Source organism: Paenibacillus dokdonensis (assembly GCF_004916975.1).
GTDB lineage: Bacteria > Bacillota > Bacilli > Paenibacillales > Paenibacillaceae > Paenibacillus_AQ > Paenibacillus_AQ dokdonensis.
This window is the reverse complement of record NZ_STGQ01000002.1, coordinates 472,629-491,047: the sequence shown is the minus strand read 5'-3', so window position 1 is coordinate 491,047 and position 18,419 is coordinate 472,629. Positions and strand designations below refer to the sequence as shown.

At 46.4% G+C, this 18,419-nt stretch carries 14 protein-coding genes; 10 read left to right on the top strand and 4 right to left on the bottom strand.

The annotated features are described in order from the left end of the window. The first annotated feature begins 45 nt into the window (after nt 1–45). The 3 genes from E6W40_RS20210 to E6W40_RS20200 all read left to right on the top strand — a co-directional run bounded on the left by E6W40_RS20210 (nt 46) and on the right by E6W40_RS20200 (nt 5,964). Nucleotides 46–1,011 (top strand): iron-hydroxamate ABC transporter substrate-binding protein, encoded by a 966-nt coding sequence (locus E6W40_RS20210; protein WP_136608169.1) that lies wholly within the window; start codon nt 46–48, stop codon nt 1,009–1,011. A 365-nt stretch (nt 1,012–1,376) separates the two neighbouring features. After that, nucleotides 1,377–2,879, top strand: coding sequence for a malate:quinone oxidoreductase (locus tag E6W40_RS20205; protein ID WP_136607421.1), 1,503 nt, complete (start codon nt 1,377–1,379; stop codon nt 2,877–2,879). 268 nt (nt 2,880–3,147) lie between these two features. Next, the gene (locus E6W40_RS20200) at nt 3,148–5,964 is read left to right on the top strand and encodes an S-layer homology domain-containing protein (RefSeq protein WP_136607420.1); all 2,817 of its coding nucleotides are present in this window, start codon (nt 3,148–3,150) and stop codon (nt 5,962–5,964) included. Between the two features lie 164 nt (nt 5,965–6,128). On the opposite strand, the gene E6W40_RS20195 is transcribed toward E6W40_RS20200, so the two are convergent. From E6W40_RS20195 to E6W40_RS20185, 3 genes are all read right to left on the bottom strand, one after another. Beyond that, nucleotides 6,129–7,475 (bottom strand): MFS transporter, encoded by a 1,347-nt coding sequence (locus E6W40_RS20195; protein ID WP_136607419.1) that lies wholly within the window; start codon nt 7,473–7,475, stop codon nt 6,129–6,131. A gap of 30 nt (nt 7,476–7,505) precedes the next feature. Next, complete coding sequence (gene deoD / locus E6W40_RS20190) at nt 7,506–8,213, bottom strand: purine-nucleoside phosphorylase (protein WP_211147073.1); 708 nt, start codon at nt 8,211–8,213, stop codon at nt 7,506–7,508. A gap of 269 nt (nt 8,214–8,482) precedes the next feature. Then, nucleotides 8,483–9,223 (bottom strand): GntR family transcriptional regulator, encoded by a 741-nt coding sequence (locus E6W40_RS20185; RefSeq protein WP_136608168.1) that lies wholly within the window; start codon nt 9,221–9,223, stop codon nt 8,483–8,485. Nucleotides 9,224–9,564: 341 nt separating this feature from the next. Between E6W40_RS20185 and E6W40_RS20180 the strand changes: the two genes are divergently transcribed. From E6W40_RS20180 to E6W40_RS20150, 7 genes are all read left to right on the top strand, one after another. After that, entirely contained in the window at nt 9,565–10,371 is an 807-nt protein-coding gene (locus E6W40_RS20180; protein ID WP_136607417.1) for an SDR family NAD(P)-dependent oxidoreductase, read from the top strand. Between the two features lie 52 nt (nt 10,372–10,423). Beyond that, the gene (locus E6W40_RS20175; protein ID WP_136608167.1) at nt 10,424–11,692 is read left to right on the top strand and encodes an MFS transporter; all 1,269 of its coding nucleotides are present in this window, start codon (nt 10,424–10,426) and stop codon (nt 11,690–11,692) included. A 55-nt stretch (nt 11,693–11,747) separates the two neighbouring features. Continuing rightward, nucleotides 11,748–12,482: an SDR family NAD(P)-dependent oxidoreductase gene (locus E6W40_RS20170; protein ID WP_136607416.1), complete on the top strand. Its 735-nt coding sequence runs from the start codon at nt 11,748–11,750 to the stop codon at nt 12,480–12,482. Nucleotides 12,483–12,549: 67 nt separating this feature from the next. Beyond that, nucleotides 12,550–12,969, top strand: coding sequence for a MarR family winged helix-turn-helix transcriptional regulator (locus E6W40_RS20165; RefSeq protein WP_136607415.1), 420 nt, complete (start codon nt 12,550–12,552; stop codon nt 12,967–12,969). A gap of 265 nt (nt 12,970–13,234) precedes the next feature. Further along, nucleotides 13,235–14,710 (top strand): protein adenylyltransferase SelO, encoded by a 1,476-nt coding sequence (locus E6W40_RS20160; RefSeq protein WP_136607414.1) that lies wholly within the window; start codon nt 13,235–13,237, stop codon nt 14,708–14,710. An 82-nt stretch (nt 14,711–14,792) separates the two neighbouring features. Then, nucleotides 14,793–15,740 carry an SMI1/KNR4 family protein gene (locus E6W40_RS20155; protein ID WP_136607413.1) on the top strand — a complete coding sequence of 316 codons (948 nt, stop codon included), beginning with the start codon at nt 14,793–14,795 and terminating at the stop codon, nt 15,738–15,740. 215 nt (nt 15,741–15,955) lie between these two features. Continuing rightward, nucleotides 15,956–16,807 carry an MBL fold metallo-hydrolase gene (locus E6W40_RS20150; protein WP_136607412.1) on the top strand — a complete coding sequence of 284 codons (852 nt, stop codon included), beginning with the start codon at nt 15,956–15,958 and terminating at the stop codon, nt 16,805–16,807. A 74-nt stretch (nt 16,808–16,881) separates the two neighbouring features. Here the strand turns inward: E6W40_RS20150 and E6W40_RS20145 are convergent, their stop codons facing one another. Next, nucleotides 16,882–18,327 (bottom strand): DEAD/DEAH box helicase, encoded by a 1,446-nt coding sequence (locus E6W40_RS20145; protein WP_136607411.1) that lies wholly within the window; start codon nt 18,325–18,327, stop codon nt 16,882–16,884. Between the last annotated feature and the right edge of the window lie 92 nt (nt 18,328–18,419).

Below are 18,419 nucleotides of genomic sequence, written 5' to 3'. Positions count from 1 at the left end.
TGAGATTGATAATCATTATCATTATAAGGGGATTAAACATTGAATATGAACAAAAAGCTGCTCCTCCCATTACTGCTGCTGATGATCGTAATCAGCGCGTGCGGAAACCAAGCTGTAAACGACAATAAGGCCGCCTCCACCTCTAGTGAGGGCCAAGCGACCAACTCTGCAACGAACTCCGATACTGCGTCCGAAGCGAGTACCGGAACAAAGACATATCAGTCCGAGTCCGGCCCTGTCGAGGTTCCGGCTAATCCCAAGCGAATCGTCGCACTGACGAATGCGCCCAATGTGCTTTCGCTTGACGGAACGCTGGTGGGTGTTGACGAATGGACGAACAAGAACCCGCTGTTCAAGGACAAGCTGTCGGGTGTTAAAGTCGTATCGCCAGAGGATCTCGAGAAGATTATCGAGCTGGATCCCGATCTCATCATTACAGGCAGCGACAGCAAAAATATAGACAAACTCAAAGAGATCGCGCCAACCGTCGCGTATACATGGGGAAAGCTGGACTACCTGAATCAGCAGCTCGAAATCGGAAAGCTGTTGAACAAGGAGAAGGAGACCCAGGCCTGGATCGATGACTTTAAGCTGCGGACTGCTGAGGTAGGTAAGGAGATCAAAGCAAAATTCGGAGACAACGTGACCGTGTCGGTTCTCGAGGGGGACGCCAAGAGCTTCTATGTACTCGGCAATAACTGGGCGCGTGGAACCGAAGTGCTGTATCAAGCGATGGGGCTGAACATGCCGGAGAAGGTCAAAGCCGATGCATTGGGTCCTGGCTATTATACGCTATCACCAGAGGTGGTAGGCGATTATGTCGGTGATTTCCTTGTGCTAAGCAGAAGCTCCCAGGGGGATAATTCGTTCATGAAAACAGCGACGTGGAACAATATCCCGGCCGTCAAAAACAAACATGTCATCGAGATTGACTCGGAATCGTCCAGTTACAGCGATCCGACGACGCTCGAGTACTTGCTCGGCGTTTTCAAGAAAGGTTTTCTCGGATAAGTCGGCAAAACATTTCATAAAGAGCTGCGGCAATTCCACCGCAGTATGAAGGAACCCAGCGTTATTAGTACGCATGGGTTCCTTTTTTTTTTGAGCTACCGCTAAAAGGTGAATTCTTTAATTTATAACCATACCTATAGACTTGCCGTTTATGAAAATTCCGCTTAACCCCAATAGCATATCTTCATTGCCATGTTACCAGCTTTGAAATGGTATTTAACAATCATTTAATACTCAATAAAATAGTGATATACTAGGATAAGGTTATAATTCATCTAGAAAAGGTGTGTGACCAGGTCGTACTTTGACTTGTATGGGAGCGCCTACATCTTTTCTTCAAATATTAGCGTGTAAGGACGGTAAACATGAGTAACAGACAAACCGAAACAGACGTTATTTTAATTGGTGCCGGAATCATGAGTGCGACTTTGGGAACAATGCTGAAAGAATTAGTACCTGACTGGAAGATTAATGTGTTTGAGAAGCTGGCAAGCCCAGGCATCGAGAGCTCCAACGAATGGAATAATGCAGGAACGGGGCATGCTGCGCTATGCGAGCTTAACTACACAACTGAAAAACCCGACGGATCCATCGATATTAGCAAAGCGATCAGCGTAAATGAACAGTTTCAAGATTCAATGCAATTTTGGTCCTATCTTGTGAACAACAATCTGATTCGTAATCCGCAAGACTTTATCACGCCATTATCTCATATGAGTTTGGTGCAAGGGGAAAGCGATGTCGCGTTTTTGAAAAAGCGTTTTGAAACGATGTCGAACAATCCTCTGTTTCAAGGGATGGAATTTTCCGATGACCCGAACAAACTGAAGGAATGGATTCCGCTGATTATGAAGGACCGTACTTCGAATGAACCTATAGCGGCAACTAAAATGGACTCTGGAACGGACGTGAACTTTGGTGCTTTAACGCGCATGCTGTTCAATCACTTAGTAAGTAAAAACGTCGATGTCCATTACAAACATAGTGTGGATGATATAAAACGCACTGCCGATGGCGCGTGGGAATTGAAAATACGGAACGTCGATAGTGGCAAGGTTGAACGCCATACGGCTAAATTCGTCTTTATCGGCGGCGGGGGAGGAAGTCTTCCGCTGCTTCAAAAAACGGGTATTCCGGAAGGAAAACATATCGGAGGCTTCCCGATTAGCGGGCTGTTCATGGTCTGCAATAATCCGGAAGTGGTCGCGCAGCATCACGCCAAAGTATACGGCAAGGCTAAGGTTGGTGCGCCTCCAATGTCGGTTCCGCATCTGGACACCCGATTTATCGATAATAAAAAATCGCTTCTTTTTGGACCGTTTGCAGGCTTCTCACCAAAGTTCTTAAAAACGGGCTCAATGTTTGATTTGATAGGCTCCGTGAAACCGAATAATATTTTGACGATGCTTGCGGCAGGTGCAAAAAACCTGTCATTGACCAAATATCTGATCCAGCAAGTGATGCTATCGAAAGAAAAGCGCATGGAAGAGCTGCGGGAGTTTATCCCGAACGCTAAAAGCGAGGATTGGGATATGCTCGTTGCCGGTCAACGTGTGCAAGTGATCAAGGATACGGCAAATGGAGGTAAAGGAACGCTTCAATTCGGTACGGAAGTGGTGAGTGCCGCTGATGGATCGATCGCCGCATTGCTCGGTGCTTCGCCGGGTGCTTCAACTGCGGTTTCTGTCATGATAGAGATCATCGAAAAATGCTTCCCGCAGCATCTAAAAGCATGGGAACCGAAATTAAAGGAAATGATTCCTTCTTATGGCGTAAAACTGTTGAAGAACCCGGAGCTTATCCAAGAAATTCATACTTCAACAACACGGACACTTGGTCTCAACAGTACACTGCAGCCCTCTAAGTAGACAGATCTACAATAAAATGAATTCCCGCTTTATACGAATATATTTAAAAACAGGAATGGAAACCCGGATTTTTAGTCGGGTTTCCATTCCTGTTTTTTGATGCAGGTTTGTATGACGCATGATGTACAAATTTGTCATATGACAAATTCATGACAGCAGTCACTATTTATATGAAAATAGTAAATGTACAATGAAAATAATGCTATAACAGCAGGATACAGGATACGATATGTCATTGATATGAGAAGAACATTCATAGGAGGTTCATATGTATTTTGCCAAGCGAATAGGTATATTATTCCTATCATTATCCATTATAGCGGGGCTGGTGTTTATAAAGCCAATCGGTGTAGTAAATGCTGATACTTCCACGCCCCTGACGGCCACTATAGTATTCTCCAACCCGTCGCTGACCATCGGTCAGACTTCAACGGTGACGATCACTTTCACGGAAGCAGTGAGAAACTTTACGGTCGCCGCTCTGACGGTTATGAACGGAACACTGAGCGGCCTCAGTCCATCCGATGGGATGACGTGGACGGCGACGTTCACGCCGGTTGGTAACACTTATGCGACGAGCAATTTCATTGCGCTAAACATGGAAGGCGTGCAAGATTCCGAAGGTCATTCAGGGTCGGGTACAATCCATTCCGGCAATTATTCTATCAATACGATACGATCTGCACCGTCTGTTGTCAGCGTAGCGGTTCCGGCAAATGGCATATATGGTACAGGGCAAAACCTGGATTTCACGGTGCAAATGAGCGAGCCTGTAAACGTGACGGGAACTCCGCAGATCGCATTGGTTATCGGGACAACGACGGTTCAGGCTGTATATGTAAGCGGTTCGGGGACAAACGCGTTGTTATTCAGATACACGGTGCAAGCCGGGCAAGAGGATACGGATGGGATCACCATGGGTGCTCTGGCGTTGAATGGCGGGTCAATTCAATCTGTCGCGGGCAACCATGCAGTATTACTGCTAAATAGCGTAGGCAGTACAACGAACGTATTGGTGAGTACAACCGCTCCGGCGATTCAAAATGTAAACGTACCAGTGGCCGGTACTTATAAAACCGGTAACTCCTTAGATTTTACGGTAACCATGAGTAAGAATGTTACGGTATCCGGAACGCCGCAGCTCACGCTGGATATCGGTGGAGTGAAGCGTACGGCCCCCTTGATTGGCATGCCATCGTCCAATAACACGCTGCAGTTCCGCTATATGGTGCAATCCGGCGATCATGACAACGACGGTATTACCATCGAAGCCTTGACGCTAAATGGCGGTTCGATCAAGGACGGGCTCGGTAATGATGCGGACTTGACGCTTCGCAACGTAGGCAGTACAGCGGGAGTACTCATTGATACAACACTCCCAACGATCACAGGCTACGTTTTAGGCAAGGGTAATGCCTATATCGACGTGACGTTTAGCGAAGGCGTATTTGCAGATGATCACGGTGCTGGCGCATTGACTCCGGGCAATTTGCGCCTGAATTTCGATAAAAATGGCGGAAGCGCAACTGGCGCTGCCATTCATTCGTTGAAGAGGACGGATGGAGGGAACTTGACGGGCGGCGAGACCGTTATTCGAGTCATGCTTGACATCGTAGGGATTCCAAGCGGTCAAGAGTCCATTGAAGTCGTGCCGGCGGATGGAGCATCCATGTATAATTTGGCAGGTAACGCCGTGGAAAGCACTCAATCGACCGGAAAGGTAAGGCTTCTTGACATGCGGGCGCCAGTGGTCATACCGCCGACGGTTGATCCGAAGCCAGATCCAGGGCCGCAACCGACGCATTCGACATCATCACAGGTACAATCAGGCTCTCAAGAGGAGGGCATCGCCCTGCTCGCGAACGGATTGCTGCAGAAAAATATGTTTACAGTAACAACCCAAACGGTAAATGGAGTCAAAACGACGGTCATGAAAATGGATGAGGCGAAAATCAATGCGCTGCTACAGCAGGCGGACGCAGGATATGTGCTTATAAATCGGGTGACCAATCACTCCGATCATGTCATCAGCGAGCTGAGCGCGCTGTTAGCCATGAGTTTGGAGGCCAAGGGAGCGGTACTTGAAGTGCAAACGGAGAATGCCGTTTACAGACTTCCTGTTCAGCAGATCCCGGTTCAGTCTCTGCCGAACTTATTCGGCCCCGGCGTTGCTCTGCAGGACATTCGGCTCCGGGTTGAAATCACTCATGTGCCTGCCAATCAAGTCAGCTTCGTGCCTAACCAAGACAGCGGCATTCAGCTGGTCTCACCTGCGGTGGATTTTAAAATTATAGCGGAACATAACGGCAAAGAAGTTATGATTGAGAAGTTCAATGCTTATGTAGAGCGAATGATCGCGATACCGGCTGGAACGGATCCGAGCCAAATTACAACCGGCGTGATCATGATGACCGATGGCAGCATGAAACAAGTCCCGACGAAAGTCATTCAAGTCGATGGTAAATGGTTTGCCGTCATGAACAGTATGACGAACAGTACGTATGCGCTCATCCATAACAGCAAGACATTTGACGATATTGCCTCCCATTGGGCACGGAAAAGCATTGAAGACCTGGCGTCGCGTCTTGTTATCAACGGTGTGAACGAGAACAGCTATGTACCGAATGAGGCCATTACACGCGCCGAATTTACAGCGATTGTCACCCGTGCGCTTGGACTGCGGCTTGCCGATCAGGAAATGCACTTCCGTGATGTCCATTCCGGGGACTGGTTCTACAACGCCGTTCAGGTTGCCGTATCGTACGGGTTAATCCAGGGTTATGGGGATGATTCATTCAAACCCGATCAGCGGATTACACGCGAGGAAGCCATGGTCATGATTTCAAAAGTGATGGATATGACGAAGCGGAGCACTATCCTGAGTATGGAGCAGCAAAATGAACTGCTTGCATCATTCCGTGATCAAGCGGAATTCAGCACCTGGGCGCGAAACGGAGCAGCCTTGAACATCCAATACGGAATCATACAGGGCGATCAACAACAGGCCCACCCAGGCCAAAACATCACAAGAGCGGAAACGGCCGCGATCGTTGAGCGATTGCTCCAAGCATTAAAGTTGATATAGTCAGAGGAGGGAGGGGCTGCGAATGCTCCTCCCTTTTTCATGAACTGGGGTTTCGGCGCTGCCTGATATAGAAAACAGAACAAACCTCAATCCAGTTGCTTATTCTCGCCAGCTATGACAAAAAAGAAGCTGCCACAGCAGCTTCTTAAGCGTGAACACAATCTCTACTTTTCTTTGGACTCGGTGATCCGGCCTACAAGCAGCCAGAACATTACAAGCGCAAGCAGTGTAATCAAACAAAGGATAAACAACACCGTTCCAAATGATACAGCCTCCATCAAAGACGCTGTATAAGCGATACCAATAGAAACGGCCACATTCAGCACCAAATTGTAAAACCCAATCGCCGTTCCTGATTTTTCCACAGGAATCGTGCTTATGCATGAATCCAGCATAGGGGCGTACATGAAGGCGAATGAACCTGAGAATAGCAGCATCGAGATCACATATACAATAACTGAGCTGCCTCCGATAAGGGCGGGCAAAGCCAGACTGCATGCGATAATGAACATCGCAATGGAAACCGCCTGCTTATTGGTGAGTACTTTTGCAATTTTTCCGGACAGCGCTCCAACCAGCACCGCCGTCACATATCCAGGAATCAAAAGCAGCGAGATCGTGTCCAGCTGAAGACCATACATCTTCTGAAGCACGAACGGAAAAATGAAAATGTAGCCCAGTTGAACTGAATAAATCACGAAGGCAATTACAAGAACGGCTACAAACCGTTTATTTTTAAAGAAGGAGACGCCAATGAACGACTTCGTACTCTTGCTGATGTAGCCAAGGAATAACGCTGTGGCGATCGCGAAGATTACAATAAAGATCCAATTGAAATCCGTTAGATATAGCATGACCGACGCAGCGATCGCTGCGATGAGGAGTAGACCGATGAAATCCACATGGCCTTTGCGTGATTGTTCCTTCGGCAAGTATTTAAGAATGAAAGGAAGCAGGATCAGGGACAGCAGCGGGATCAAGAATAACATCGCCCAACTTAAATACGTGGAGACGTACCCTCCCGTAATGGAGCCGATAACAAGAGAAAGCGAGTAGCTGCTTGTACTGAATCCCAGAAACTTTTTCTGCTCCTCTTTGGGCAGATGTTTCGTCACATAAATCACATATAACGTTTCGGCAGAGGCAAGCCCCGCCGTCTGAATCATGCGCGCAATCAGAACGAAGAGATAAGAGTGCTGAAACACAAACCCGATGATTGAGCCTATGCAGATTAAGATAATCCCCGCACTCAGCAGCTTTCGGATACTGATGGAGTCGGCCAAAGAGGCATAGACCACAGCGCCGATGCCAATCACAAGTCCCGCTAAGGAGGCCTGCAGGCTGACCGCAGCTGTTGAGATTCCCAGATCATTGGCAATTGCCACTGAAACCAATTTAAAAGAGTTATCAATGATCAGAGCAAACACGAAAAAGAGCAGAATGACGGGCACGGCCCTTTTCGCCTGAAAGGATGAGGTCGTTTTCTGTGCTTGTTCACTTATCGTAGCCATATACCATTTTCCTTTCGTACATCCCAAGTATTAAGCAAGCTCGAGTGCAATTTCCATCATTTTAGTGAACGCTGTCTGTCTTTCTTCAGGGGTCGTGGATTCCTGTCTGAAAATATGATCGCTGATCGTCAAGATACACAATGCGTTAACGCCCGCATGGGCTGCATTCATATACAGGCCAGCCGATTCCATTTCTGCACATAAGATTCCCATTTCACTCCATTTCTTCAGCGCCGTTGGATCCGCGTTATAGAAAATGTCACTGGAGAGGACATTGCCGACGTGAACCTTCTGCCCCTGCGCATCTGCAATCTTTTTGGCCTTTTCCAACAGTTCGAACGATGCCGTAATCGAATAATGACCTGGAAGATTGTACTGATGTCCATAATTGGAATCGGTTGCAGAACCCATTGCAAAAACAATATCATACAGGTTCAAATGATCTTGAATTGCCCCTGCGGAACCGATGCGGATAAGATTCTTCACGCCGAAAACATGGATCAGCTCCCATGAGTACAGACTCATGCTTGGTGTTCCCATTCCAGTCCCCATTACGGATATTTTTCTTCCCTTGAACGTTCCCGTGTAGCCCAGCATGCCGCGTACGTTATTGAACTGAACGACATCTTCCAAATAATTATCTGCAATAAATTTCGCTCTCAGGGGGTCCCCCGGCAAAAGAATCGTTTCGGCGATTTCGACGCCTCCAGGTTTAATATGCGGCGTTTCTTTATGCATGGATGTATTCAACACAAATCTTCCTCTCTTTTACAAATTGGTATAGTTGTATAATAAGTTGTCTAATTAGTACATAATTAAAATACCACACGTCTCATGCCTTATCAACCTATCTTTTATGGAAGTTCTTGTAGCATACTATCTTCTCCATTCAGGCGGGTCCATATGAAAAAAGGCGGTGGGCCTCCTTAAAGGAGACCCGCCGCCTAGCAAGTACATAATGTCTTATATAGGTATTCGGTTCATTGATTCTGTCGATATCAGCATGGCTACTTCGTCGCGTTGATCTTAATCCGGCTAAATTCTTTAGGAATATAATATTTGTTGTATACAATAGGGTACTGTTCATTGACATATAAACTTTCCAGCAGCAAGTCGCATACCTCGCCGCCATCAAGTTCAAATTGTTGAGACGTGGAATTCATCACCGTGGAATGTTTGACCTCCACCGTTGCCGAGTTCGCGAGCTCATATACCTTACTCTCAAGCATGTCCAGCAGCTGCTCTTCATTTTGGAGGTCTAGATTCAACTCAGATGCAGCTTCAATTGCCATGAAGGTAAACGCGAAAGCCACCGCTTGTCCCTTACTCTTGTACCAACGTTCAATGGCTACGACGGCAGTCGCTCTTCTGTTCAGGACTTCTTTGGTGTAGTCACTCTCCAAATCCAGCCTGAACTGGATGTCGACGTGGTCAATGTCCTCCGTATGGCACTTATACACAGGATTTCCGATTTTTTCAAGACCCATGCTTCTCTGCTCGATTCGAGACCCGGTAACAAAGTTTCCTTTACCGTGAAAGCTCTTCACCAGCCCGTCATCCTGCAATAGAGCCAGTGCTTGTCTTAACGTCATTCGGCTTACATCGAACATTTTGGCAAGTTCGGGCTCCGTAGGCAATTGGCTATTGGCGGGGAAGGTACCATTCATGATTTTTTTAAAAAGTTCATCGTATACGGCAAGGTATAACGGCTTCTTTTCTTTGGCTGTATGTTCCGGCTTCATTTCCATCTGTTCACGCACCTATATCCTCTTAATTCATCAGTTAAGCATATTATACCACGCCCCGAAATCGTTAGCCCGGGGTACTGCTGCTGGTTCATGCGAAGAGCCTTTTTTGCATCGCCGCCCGTATGTCAGTTCATTGCGAATGGGAAATAAACATGTGAGGAAGAGGGCATCTCTGCCCTCCTTTTTTGCGTTGCGCTGCTTGGCCAGCATAAACAATTCTATTCAAAATTCTCCGTTGCATTAGAATAAATATTCTGCTAGTATTTAGACGTTAAATATTTAGATATCTAAATTTTAGGTATACTACCCATAACGTGAGTATCGAAAGGAGCCTGAGAAAAATGGCGAAAATGAATGACAAGGTAGCGCTGATCACTGGAGGCGCTTCTGGAATAGGCTTGTCCACTGCTAACTTAATGGCGAAGGAAGGCGCTAAAGTAGTCATTGCTGATTTTAATGTTGCTGGGGCAAAAGAAGCGGCGGAGCTTATTAAAGCCCAAGGCGGAGATGCAGTGGGCGTATTTCTTGATGCCGGAGATGGAGCATCGATACAGGAAGCCGTTGAATTTACGGTGCAGCATTATGGGAAAATCACGACCTTGTTCAACAATGTGGGCTTGACGAATCTGAAGAAGGACCTGGATGTCGTTAACGTAGATCTGGATGAGTGGGATCGGCTGATGAATGTGAACCTAAAAAGCGTGTTATTGGGCTGTAGATATGCTATTCCCCATATGATCCAAGCTGGCGGAGGTTCCATCATAAATACGGCTTCCATGGCTGGTTTTGCCAGCGATGCGATTCGGGTTGCATACGGTGCCTCGAAGGCTGGAGTCGTTAATCTGACGAAGTATATCGCCACCCAGTATGGCAAACATAACATTCGCTGTAATGCGGTCGCACCGGGATTGATTTTGACGCCGGCAGCTAAGAATAACATGTCTCCGGAGCTGCTCGAGACGTTCACGAAATATAACGCGCTGCCTTATCACGGTGAACCGGATGATATTGGACATACCGTCCTGTTTCTGACTTCCGATGCATCCAAGTTTATTACCGGACAGACCATCCAGGTTGAGGGCGGGCACTATATTGCGAATCCTACCGTTCCGGATTTCGAGCAAATGATGAAAATGGCACAGAGTTAATAGCAGCTATAGACTGCAACGGATATTAGAGAGTAGGGGAACGATAAACATGATGAGCCACAACAAGAAGAAAATTCACTATGCTTGGTGGATATTGCTGGGGCTTTGCCTGATGGTCGGTTTGGGAAAGGCCGGTTTAAATAACTCCGCCGGGCTTTTTTTGAGACAAGTTTCGAATGATCTGGGCGTGGGGATGGGCAGCTTATCCCTATATTTTAGCGTCTCGGCCATTGTTACCATGATCTTTTTGCCCATTGGCGGCAAATTGATGGCGAAGTACGATACCCGGCTCATTTTGATCATTGCTATCATTTTACAGGCTGGAGCATTTGCTTTATTCGGTTTGATGCATTCCGTATGGGGCTGGTATATCCTCGCTATTCCGCTGGCAGTGGGCGGCGTGTTCATTACCGTTATCGCGGGACCTGTACTCATCAATCAGTGGTTCAAAAAAAGCAAAGGTCTGGCGCTTGGAATCATGGGTGCGGCAGGCGGCGTGCTTGGCGCCATTACTCAACCGGTAGTTGGCAAACTGATCGCGGGTCAAGGCTGGAGAGCTTCTTATATGATTGTCGGGATTACGATCATCGTTATCGTTGTTCCCATCGTGCTGCTCCTGATCAGGAAATCACCTCAAGAAAAGAAAGCGCTTCCTTACGGAGCGGAAGTACTGGACGGTACAAACGGAACTGCAAATAGTGCGCCAGCGGATGAAAAAGGGGTAACTTTAGCTGCTGCCAAAAAATCCTCTGCATTCTATGCGCTTATTGCTTTTTTCTTCCTGATAACATCTGCAGCCAGCTTTTCGATGCACATTCCAACGTATCTGATGAACAAGGGGTTTGATGTCACCTTTGCAGGTAATGTTATGGCAACCAATATGATCGGCGTACTGATCGGCTCACTCGTCATCGGATATGCGAGCGATAAAATCGGCACCCGAAATACAGCGATTGCTGCCATGTTCCTCGGTTTGCTATCGATCGGGTTGTTATTGTTCTCGCCATCAAGCACAGTCGTCATATCGTTAGCTGTTGGACTTTTTGGCCTTGTTTCTGCCTCCATCGGAACATTGGGTCCGGCTCTTACATCGAGCTTGTTCGGCAATAAGGAATATAGTCAGATCTATTCCAATGCTTCCATGGGGCTCGCGATATCATCGATCGTTGCCTTGCCGGCCTATGGATATGTATTCGATTATACCGGAAGTTACACCCCTGTTTTATATGCCATCGGCATTATGATGATCATTAATATCGGCTGCATAGGCATGGCTTTTAGAGGGAAGAAGAAGCTGGAGCGGGCGGGTTTGTGGAATTAATCCAATTTCGTTAGAGGCATAATGGTTCAATCAAATTACGTTAGGAGCATGGGATATGGGGAAATTGTCTAATAAAGTAGCTATCGTTACCGGTGGGGCTTCGGGTATCGGTGAATGCATGGTTGATCTGTTCGCACAGGAAGGCGCCATTGTGATTGCGGCTGACATTAATGAGGCAGCTCTTGAGAAAGCAAGCCAAAAAGAGAATGTCCACGGTATGAAATTGAATGTCGCCTCGGATGAGGATTGGCAGGCACTGGCGAAAGGAGTAAACGATCGATTTGGTAAAATTGATATCCTTGTCAACAATGCGGGCATCTCTTCCGAGAAGCCATACGAGCAAATCAATGTGGAGGACTGGCAGAAAATGCTGTCCATTAATGGCTTCGGCCCATTCGCGGGCATCAAGCATGTCGCTCCTTATATGGCAGCCCAAAAGAAAGGCTCCATCATCAATATCTCTTCGTACACGGCCATGATCGGCCAAGGCTTTAACCACTACTCGGCATCCAAAGGCGCTGTACGCGCATTGTCTAAAGCAGCGGCTACAACGTTTGGACGTCAAGGCGTTCGGGTAAATGCGCTTTTCCCAGGGATCATCGAGACGCCAATGACTCAAGCTTTAAGTACCTCGAAGGACCTGCTGGGCCAATTGATTCAGGCAACACCTTTGCAGCGTTTAGGACAACCTGATGATATTGCCAAAGCGGCATTGTTCCTGGCTTCTGATGATTCTTCGTACATTACAGGATCTGAGCTGGTGATTGATGGTGGATACTCAGCCCAATAGCGTGTAAGATGATGACAGCCCTTCATATTCATTAGGGGCTGTCGTTTATTTTTACAAGGAGGATCAAATGGAAGAGCAGACCATTTTTGAACTCATACAAAGTATGGAGAATTTTACGAACAAGCTGATCGTTCAGTGGAACAAAACATTCAATGAGGACCTTGGTGTCTCTCATGTTCTTGTGCTCGGCCACCTGAAGCAAAACGGAAGAAGCCGGCCCTCGGATATTGCGAAAACATTAGGGCTTTCCCCCGCTACGCTCAGTTATTTATCGGACAAGCTTGTCGCGAAGGAATTGGCCGTCAGAAATGTGGACGAGTCGGATCGGCGGATTATCTATTTGGAGATTACCGACAAAGGTGTCGAAGTTCTAAGACGGGCGACACTGGAGGGGCAAAGGCTGAAAAGGGTTTTGTTTGAAAAATTAACCGAGCAGGATCGGGCGCAGATGGCAGCCATTTTCAAAAAGCTGGATAGTGAAGCTTAGATTCGTTATATGGACGAAGAGCAGAGTTTAAGACAAGGCATATCATGTATTGGATACATAGAGCGCGTACCTAATCGGTAGCGCTCTTGCTTTTTTAGATAAAAAGCTTGCTGTTAGATTGACACCATTGATGTTGATTTCCGTCCATCGTTATTTATAGTAAGAGTATAATAAATGGGAAGAGGTATACCCTAAAAGGCATCTGTAATCAATTCTATTTGATGTATGCATAGAATTCCAAAACTAATGAAGAGAAGGTTATGCGATGGCAAAGAGAGATGAATGTTTGGAATCCGGTTGGAACTTTGATCATAGCTATACCCGTTTGCCGCAATTATTTTTTAGCCGTATGAACCCGGCCCCTGTAAGATCTCCGCAGCTAGTTATTTTCAATGAGAAGCTGGCGGCATCCTTAGCGTTAAACGCTGCAGCATTGCAAAGTGAAGAAGGCGTAGCGGAGCTTGCTGGAAACAGGGTTCCTGAAGGGGCTTTACCTATTGCTCAGGCATATGCAGGGCATCAATTTGGGCATTTCAATATGTTAGGGGATGGGCGGGCCGTATTACTTGGTGAGCATATTACTCCCCAAGGTGAGCGTGTGGACATACAACTTAAGGGTTCAGGCCCAACACCTTATTCCCGCCGAGGTGATGGTCGGGCGGCGCTTGGTCCGATGCTGCGCGAATACATCATTAGCGAAGCCATGCATGCGCTGGGTATTCCTACGACTCGCAGCTTAGCGGTGGTATCTACGGGTGAATCCGTGATCCGTGAAAAAGACTTGCAAGGCGCTATTCTTACTCGCGTGGCTGCAAGTCATTTGCGCGTAGGTACTTTCGAATATGCTTCCCAATTGGGGAATGTTGAGAATGTTCGGACTCTTGCGGATTATACGTTACAACGACATTATCCAGATGTAGAAGATGATGAAAATCGTTATCTTCATTTACTTCAGGAGGTCATCAAACGTCAGGCTGTGCTGATTGCCAAATGGCAGCTGGTTGGCTTTATTCATGGGGTCATGAATACCGATAATATGGCGATTAGCGGGGAAACGATTGATTATGGCCCTTGCGCATTTATGGATACCTATGACCCTGCAACAGTGTTTAGCTCCATTGATCGGGAAGGTCGCTATGCCTATGGAAATCAGCCGTATATTGGTGGTTGGAATCTCGCACGATTTGCGGAAGCCATATTGCCATTGCTTCATGACAATCAATCGGAAGCCATCGAACTGGCTCAGGGTGCGTTATCGGAATATACTACGTTGTATTTTGATTCTTGGACTGCGGGAATGAGAGCGAAACTTGGAATATTTAACGAGGAGCAGCAGGACGAGACTCTTATCAAAGATCTCCTCAGTATGATGCATAAGTATCAAGCTGACTATACGAATACTTTCCTGGCCTTAACCTTTAATACGGTGGATGATACGGTTCTGTCTGGCACACCGGAGTTTACAGAGTGGTATATGTTATGGCAGGAGAGACTAGACAGGCAGCAGGAATCCATAGAATCAGCACATGAGTTGATGCGTAGCAGCAACCCCGCGATTATTCCCCGAAATCATCGAGTAGAAGAAGCGCTGGAAGCGGCGGAGAAAAATGGAGATTATAGTGTAATGGAGCAGCTGCTTGAGGCACTTTCCAGTCCTTTTGCACATTTACCAGAACAGGCTGTTTACGCTGCTCTGCCTGTGGACTCTACTCGTCAATACCGAACCTTTTGCGGAACATGATATAGAAATATAGGTATTATTGGAGAGGGCCGTGCTGGAAATGGTATAATTTCTAAAAGGCTTAGAACTGGGAGGCATACATGTGAGAGAAGATCTTTTAGCACAGCTGGATGAGTGGCATGAAGAGGATAAATTCGAAGAAATCGTAGACGCCATTATGGAGATTCCTGCAGAGGACAGAGATGATGTACTGATTAGTCATTTAGGCAGAGCGATGAATAATCTCGAACGTTACGAAGAGGCGATTGAACAGTTCTTAACCATTGCAGAAGAGGGTAAAGAAGATCCGCTCTGGCACTACCGTATGGGACTTGCGCATTACTATCTGGACCAATATGATGATGCCTTAAGGGAATTCGAGATCGCAGATCAATTGGATCCCGGAGATGAGGATACGTTGGAGTTCCTGGATTCAATTCGGAGTAAAATGGCTGAAGAACAAGAACCGTTAGAAGATTCCAATGCCGAGCCTATTGCGCAGCCTATAATCATGCCAGTTCCCGATTTGGATACCAATATCGACTTCGCGAACTTTTGGGATGATAGCGAGCAAGCAGCCGAGCAATATGTTTCGGATCCGCCTACAGAGGATCTGATTGCTTCCGTAGAAGAAGAACTGGTCTTTAAGCTGCCGGCCTTCTATATTCATATGATGAAGTTACATAACGGGGGCATTCCTCAAAACAAAAGCTTTCCTATAGGAGGAGCAGCATCTGGAGCACAAGAACATATCCTGATTTCCGGTATTCTGGGAATTGGACGTAAGAAGCGGCACTCGCTATGCGGAGATTCCGGCAGTCGGTTTGTGATTGAACATGGAGGTTATCCTGAAGTTGGCGTGGTGATTTGTGATTGTCCTTCTGAGTCCGGAGTGGTGATGCTGGATTACCGTTCATCGGGAAATGACGGCGAACCCGAGGTTATTTATGTGGATAAAGAGAGTAATTATAAAATAACCAGACTCGCACCTAACTTTGAGGCTTTTATTCATGGATTGGTAAATGAAGAAGTGTACGACATCGAGCAGTAGCCAAGGCTTGCAAGACGATCAAAGAAATTCATTTATATACTTCTATATATCCTGGGCTCAAACTGTATTTGCTGGCAAGGAGAATCGCCTGCTCACTTAGCAAATTTGAATCGGTGATATAAAGTCAGTTATTGGATTTATATAACCCCTATCAAAAGGATATAATGAGATGATGGTTTACCTGTAATTTTTGCAATAGGAGAGAAGGTACTACAATGCTAAAAAAACTTGGAAATAGAGTGCACTACATGCCGCAGTATTCCGAAACGGACCGTCCCACGCTAGGGTTGGTTTGTGGAGACAACTTCAGCCTAATCGTTGATTCAGGCAATTCACCTGCACATGCAAAGGACTTCCTCAATCTCATCGAAAAAATGGAGATCGCGCCGGCGAAGCTTGTTGTCATTACGCATTGGCATTGGGATCATATTTTTGGTATGAAAACGATGGATTTATTAACCATCAGCCATGATGAAACGAAGAAAAAGATAGAATATCTGCAAACTGTAAAATGGGATGATGCCTCATTAGATGCTCGGGTTAAGACGGGTGAGGAAATTGAGTTTTGCAGTAACATGATAAAACGTGAAATGCCTACACGGGATCATCTGGAGCTGAGAGCGCCGGATCTTACTTTTAATAACAAAATCGAGATTGATTTAGGTGGCATGACTTGTGTTGTGGAGCATGTCGGAGGGGTTCATGCACAGGACTCATCCATTATTTATATCCCTGATGAAAAAATAATGTTTCTGGGGGATTGCATCTATCAGGACTTTTACAGCGGGGAATGGAGTTATGATCAAAACGAGCTCACGATTCTATTGGATAAAATAAAGAAATACGATGTAAACGTCTATCTGACAGGGCATCAAGATCCAAAAACGCATGCAGAAATGTGGAGCCTCATGGATGATCTATCCAGTATTGGGGAAATCGTAGGGAGAGAGACTGCTCTTGATTCAGCTGTTGCCAAATTTAACGAAATTCGCAGTATAATGCCCAACGAAGAGCAATTAGAGTATATCCAAAACTTTGTATGTGGAAATCAAAAGAAATTACGATGATTACACGGGCACAGCAAAAAAAGGATGATCTTGGCATGGTGCCGAGATCATTCTTTTATATGTCAGTTCAACTTTTACTTATTCCCTTTGCGCACCTTTAACAGTTTGCCTTTTACCGTTGTGTCCTTCATCATTTCAAGCACAAGCGGTCCTTTGCCATTCAGAATTTCCACATCCGTCACAAAATCAAGGATCGTAATAATCCCGATATCGTCTGCGGTGACCCCTTCAAGCTTAGCGATCGTTCCAACAAAGTCCACGGCTCTAAGCTTTTTCTTTTTCCCGCCATTGAAGTTAAGCTTCATAATCTGCTTGTTTAATTGCTCACGCTTATCTTTCTTGAGTTCAGGCCGGATATTTAGTTTTTGTTCAAAATCTTCTCTGCGACGATCAACAGACTCTTCGGAGGGAGCCTTCACGACCGGTATCGCAAATCCAATATACGCTTCAATATCGGCTAATCTCCTGCTATCCTTCGGCGTGACGAGGGTTATCGCTTTACCCGTCTTTCCTGCACGTCCCGTACGTCCTGTACGATGAACATAGCTTTCCTTTTCAAGTGGAATATCATAGTTAATCACATGGGTAATATTCGTGATATCGATGCCCCTGGCGGCTACATCTGTTGCAATCAAGTAACGGAATTGGCCTCTTCTGAACGCATTCATGACCTCGAATCGTTCTTCCTGCTCCATCCCTCCATGGATACGATCACACGGGTAACGGAGATCAGCCATTTCTCTGAATAGTTTATCCACATGCTCCTGCGTACGGCAGAAAACAATACAGCTGTCCGGGCTCTCAACAATGAGCAGGTCTAGAAGCCGTGCCAGCTTGTCCGCTTCCGTCACCTGAATGAGAGAATGTTCAATCGTGGCTGTCGTAAGACCGCTCGCTTTGATCTCAATTTGGGCAGGGTGATCCATATACTTGCGTGACAGCTTGAGCACATCCTCAGGGAACGTAGCGGAGAACAACATGGTAACTCTGTCACGAGGCAGTGCTTGGATAATCGACTGAACTTGCTCAATAAAGCCCATATTCAGCATCTCATCAGCTTCGTCAATGACGAGATAGGCAATCCGATCCAGCGATAGTGTGCCGCGTTCAATGTGGTCCAGCACACGGCCCGGCGTACCCACAACCATATGCGTTCTTTGCTTTAACTCGGCTTTTTGTATATGAAAAGGATGTTTTCCAAAAAGAGGCGTCGCCTTGATCCGCTTAAAGCGTCCAATATTCGTTATGTCTTCATTAACCTGCAACGCGAGTTCGCGGGTTGGCGTCAGGATCAATGCCTGCGGCTTATTCTCATTCCAATCGACCAGCTCGCAGAGCGGGATGCCATAAGCAGCTGTTTTGCCGCTGCCTGTTTGCGATTTGACAACAAGATCCTGCTTCTCGAGCGCAACGGGAATGACTTCCGCCTGAACCTCGGTTGGCGTCTCATAGCCCAAGCTGCTCAGCGCTCTCAGGATCTCTTCACCTAATTTATAATCTGTAAAGTGCTTCTCACTCATCTTTAACCTCTTCTACACTATATTCGAATACCTATACATACCGATTTCCACCGTATATCTATCGTATACTTATCCATTATACTCGAATCCAG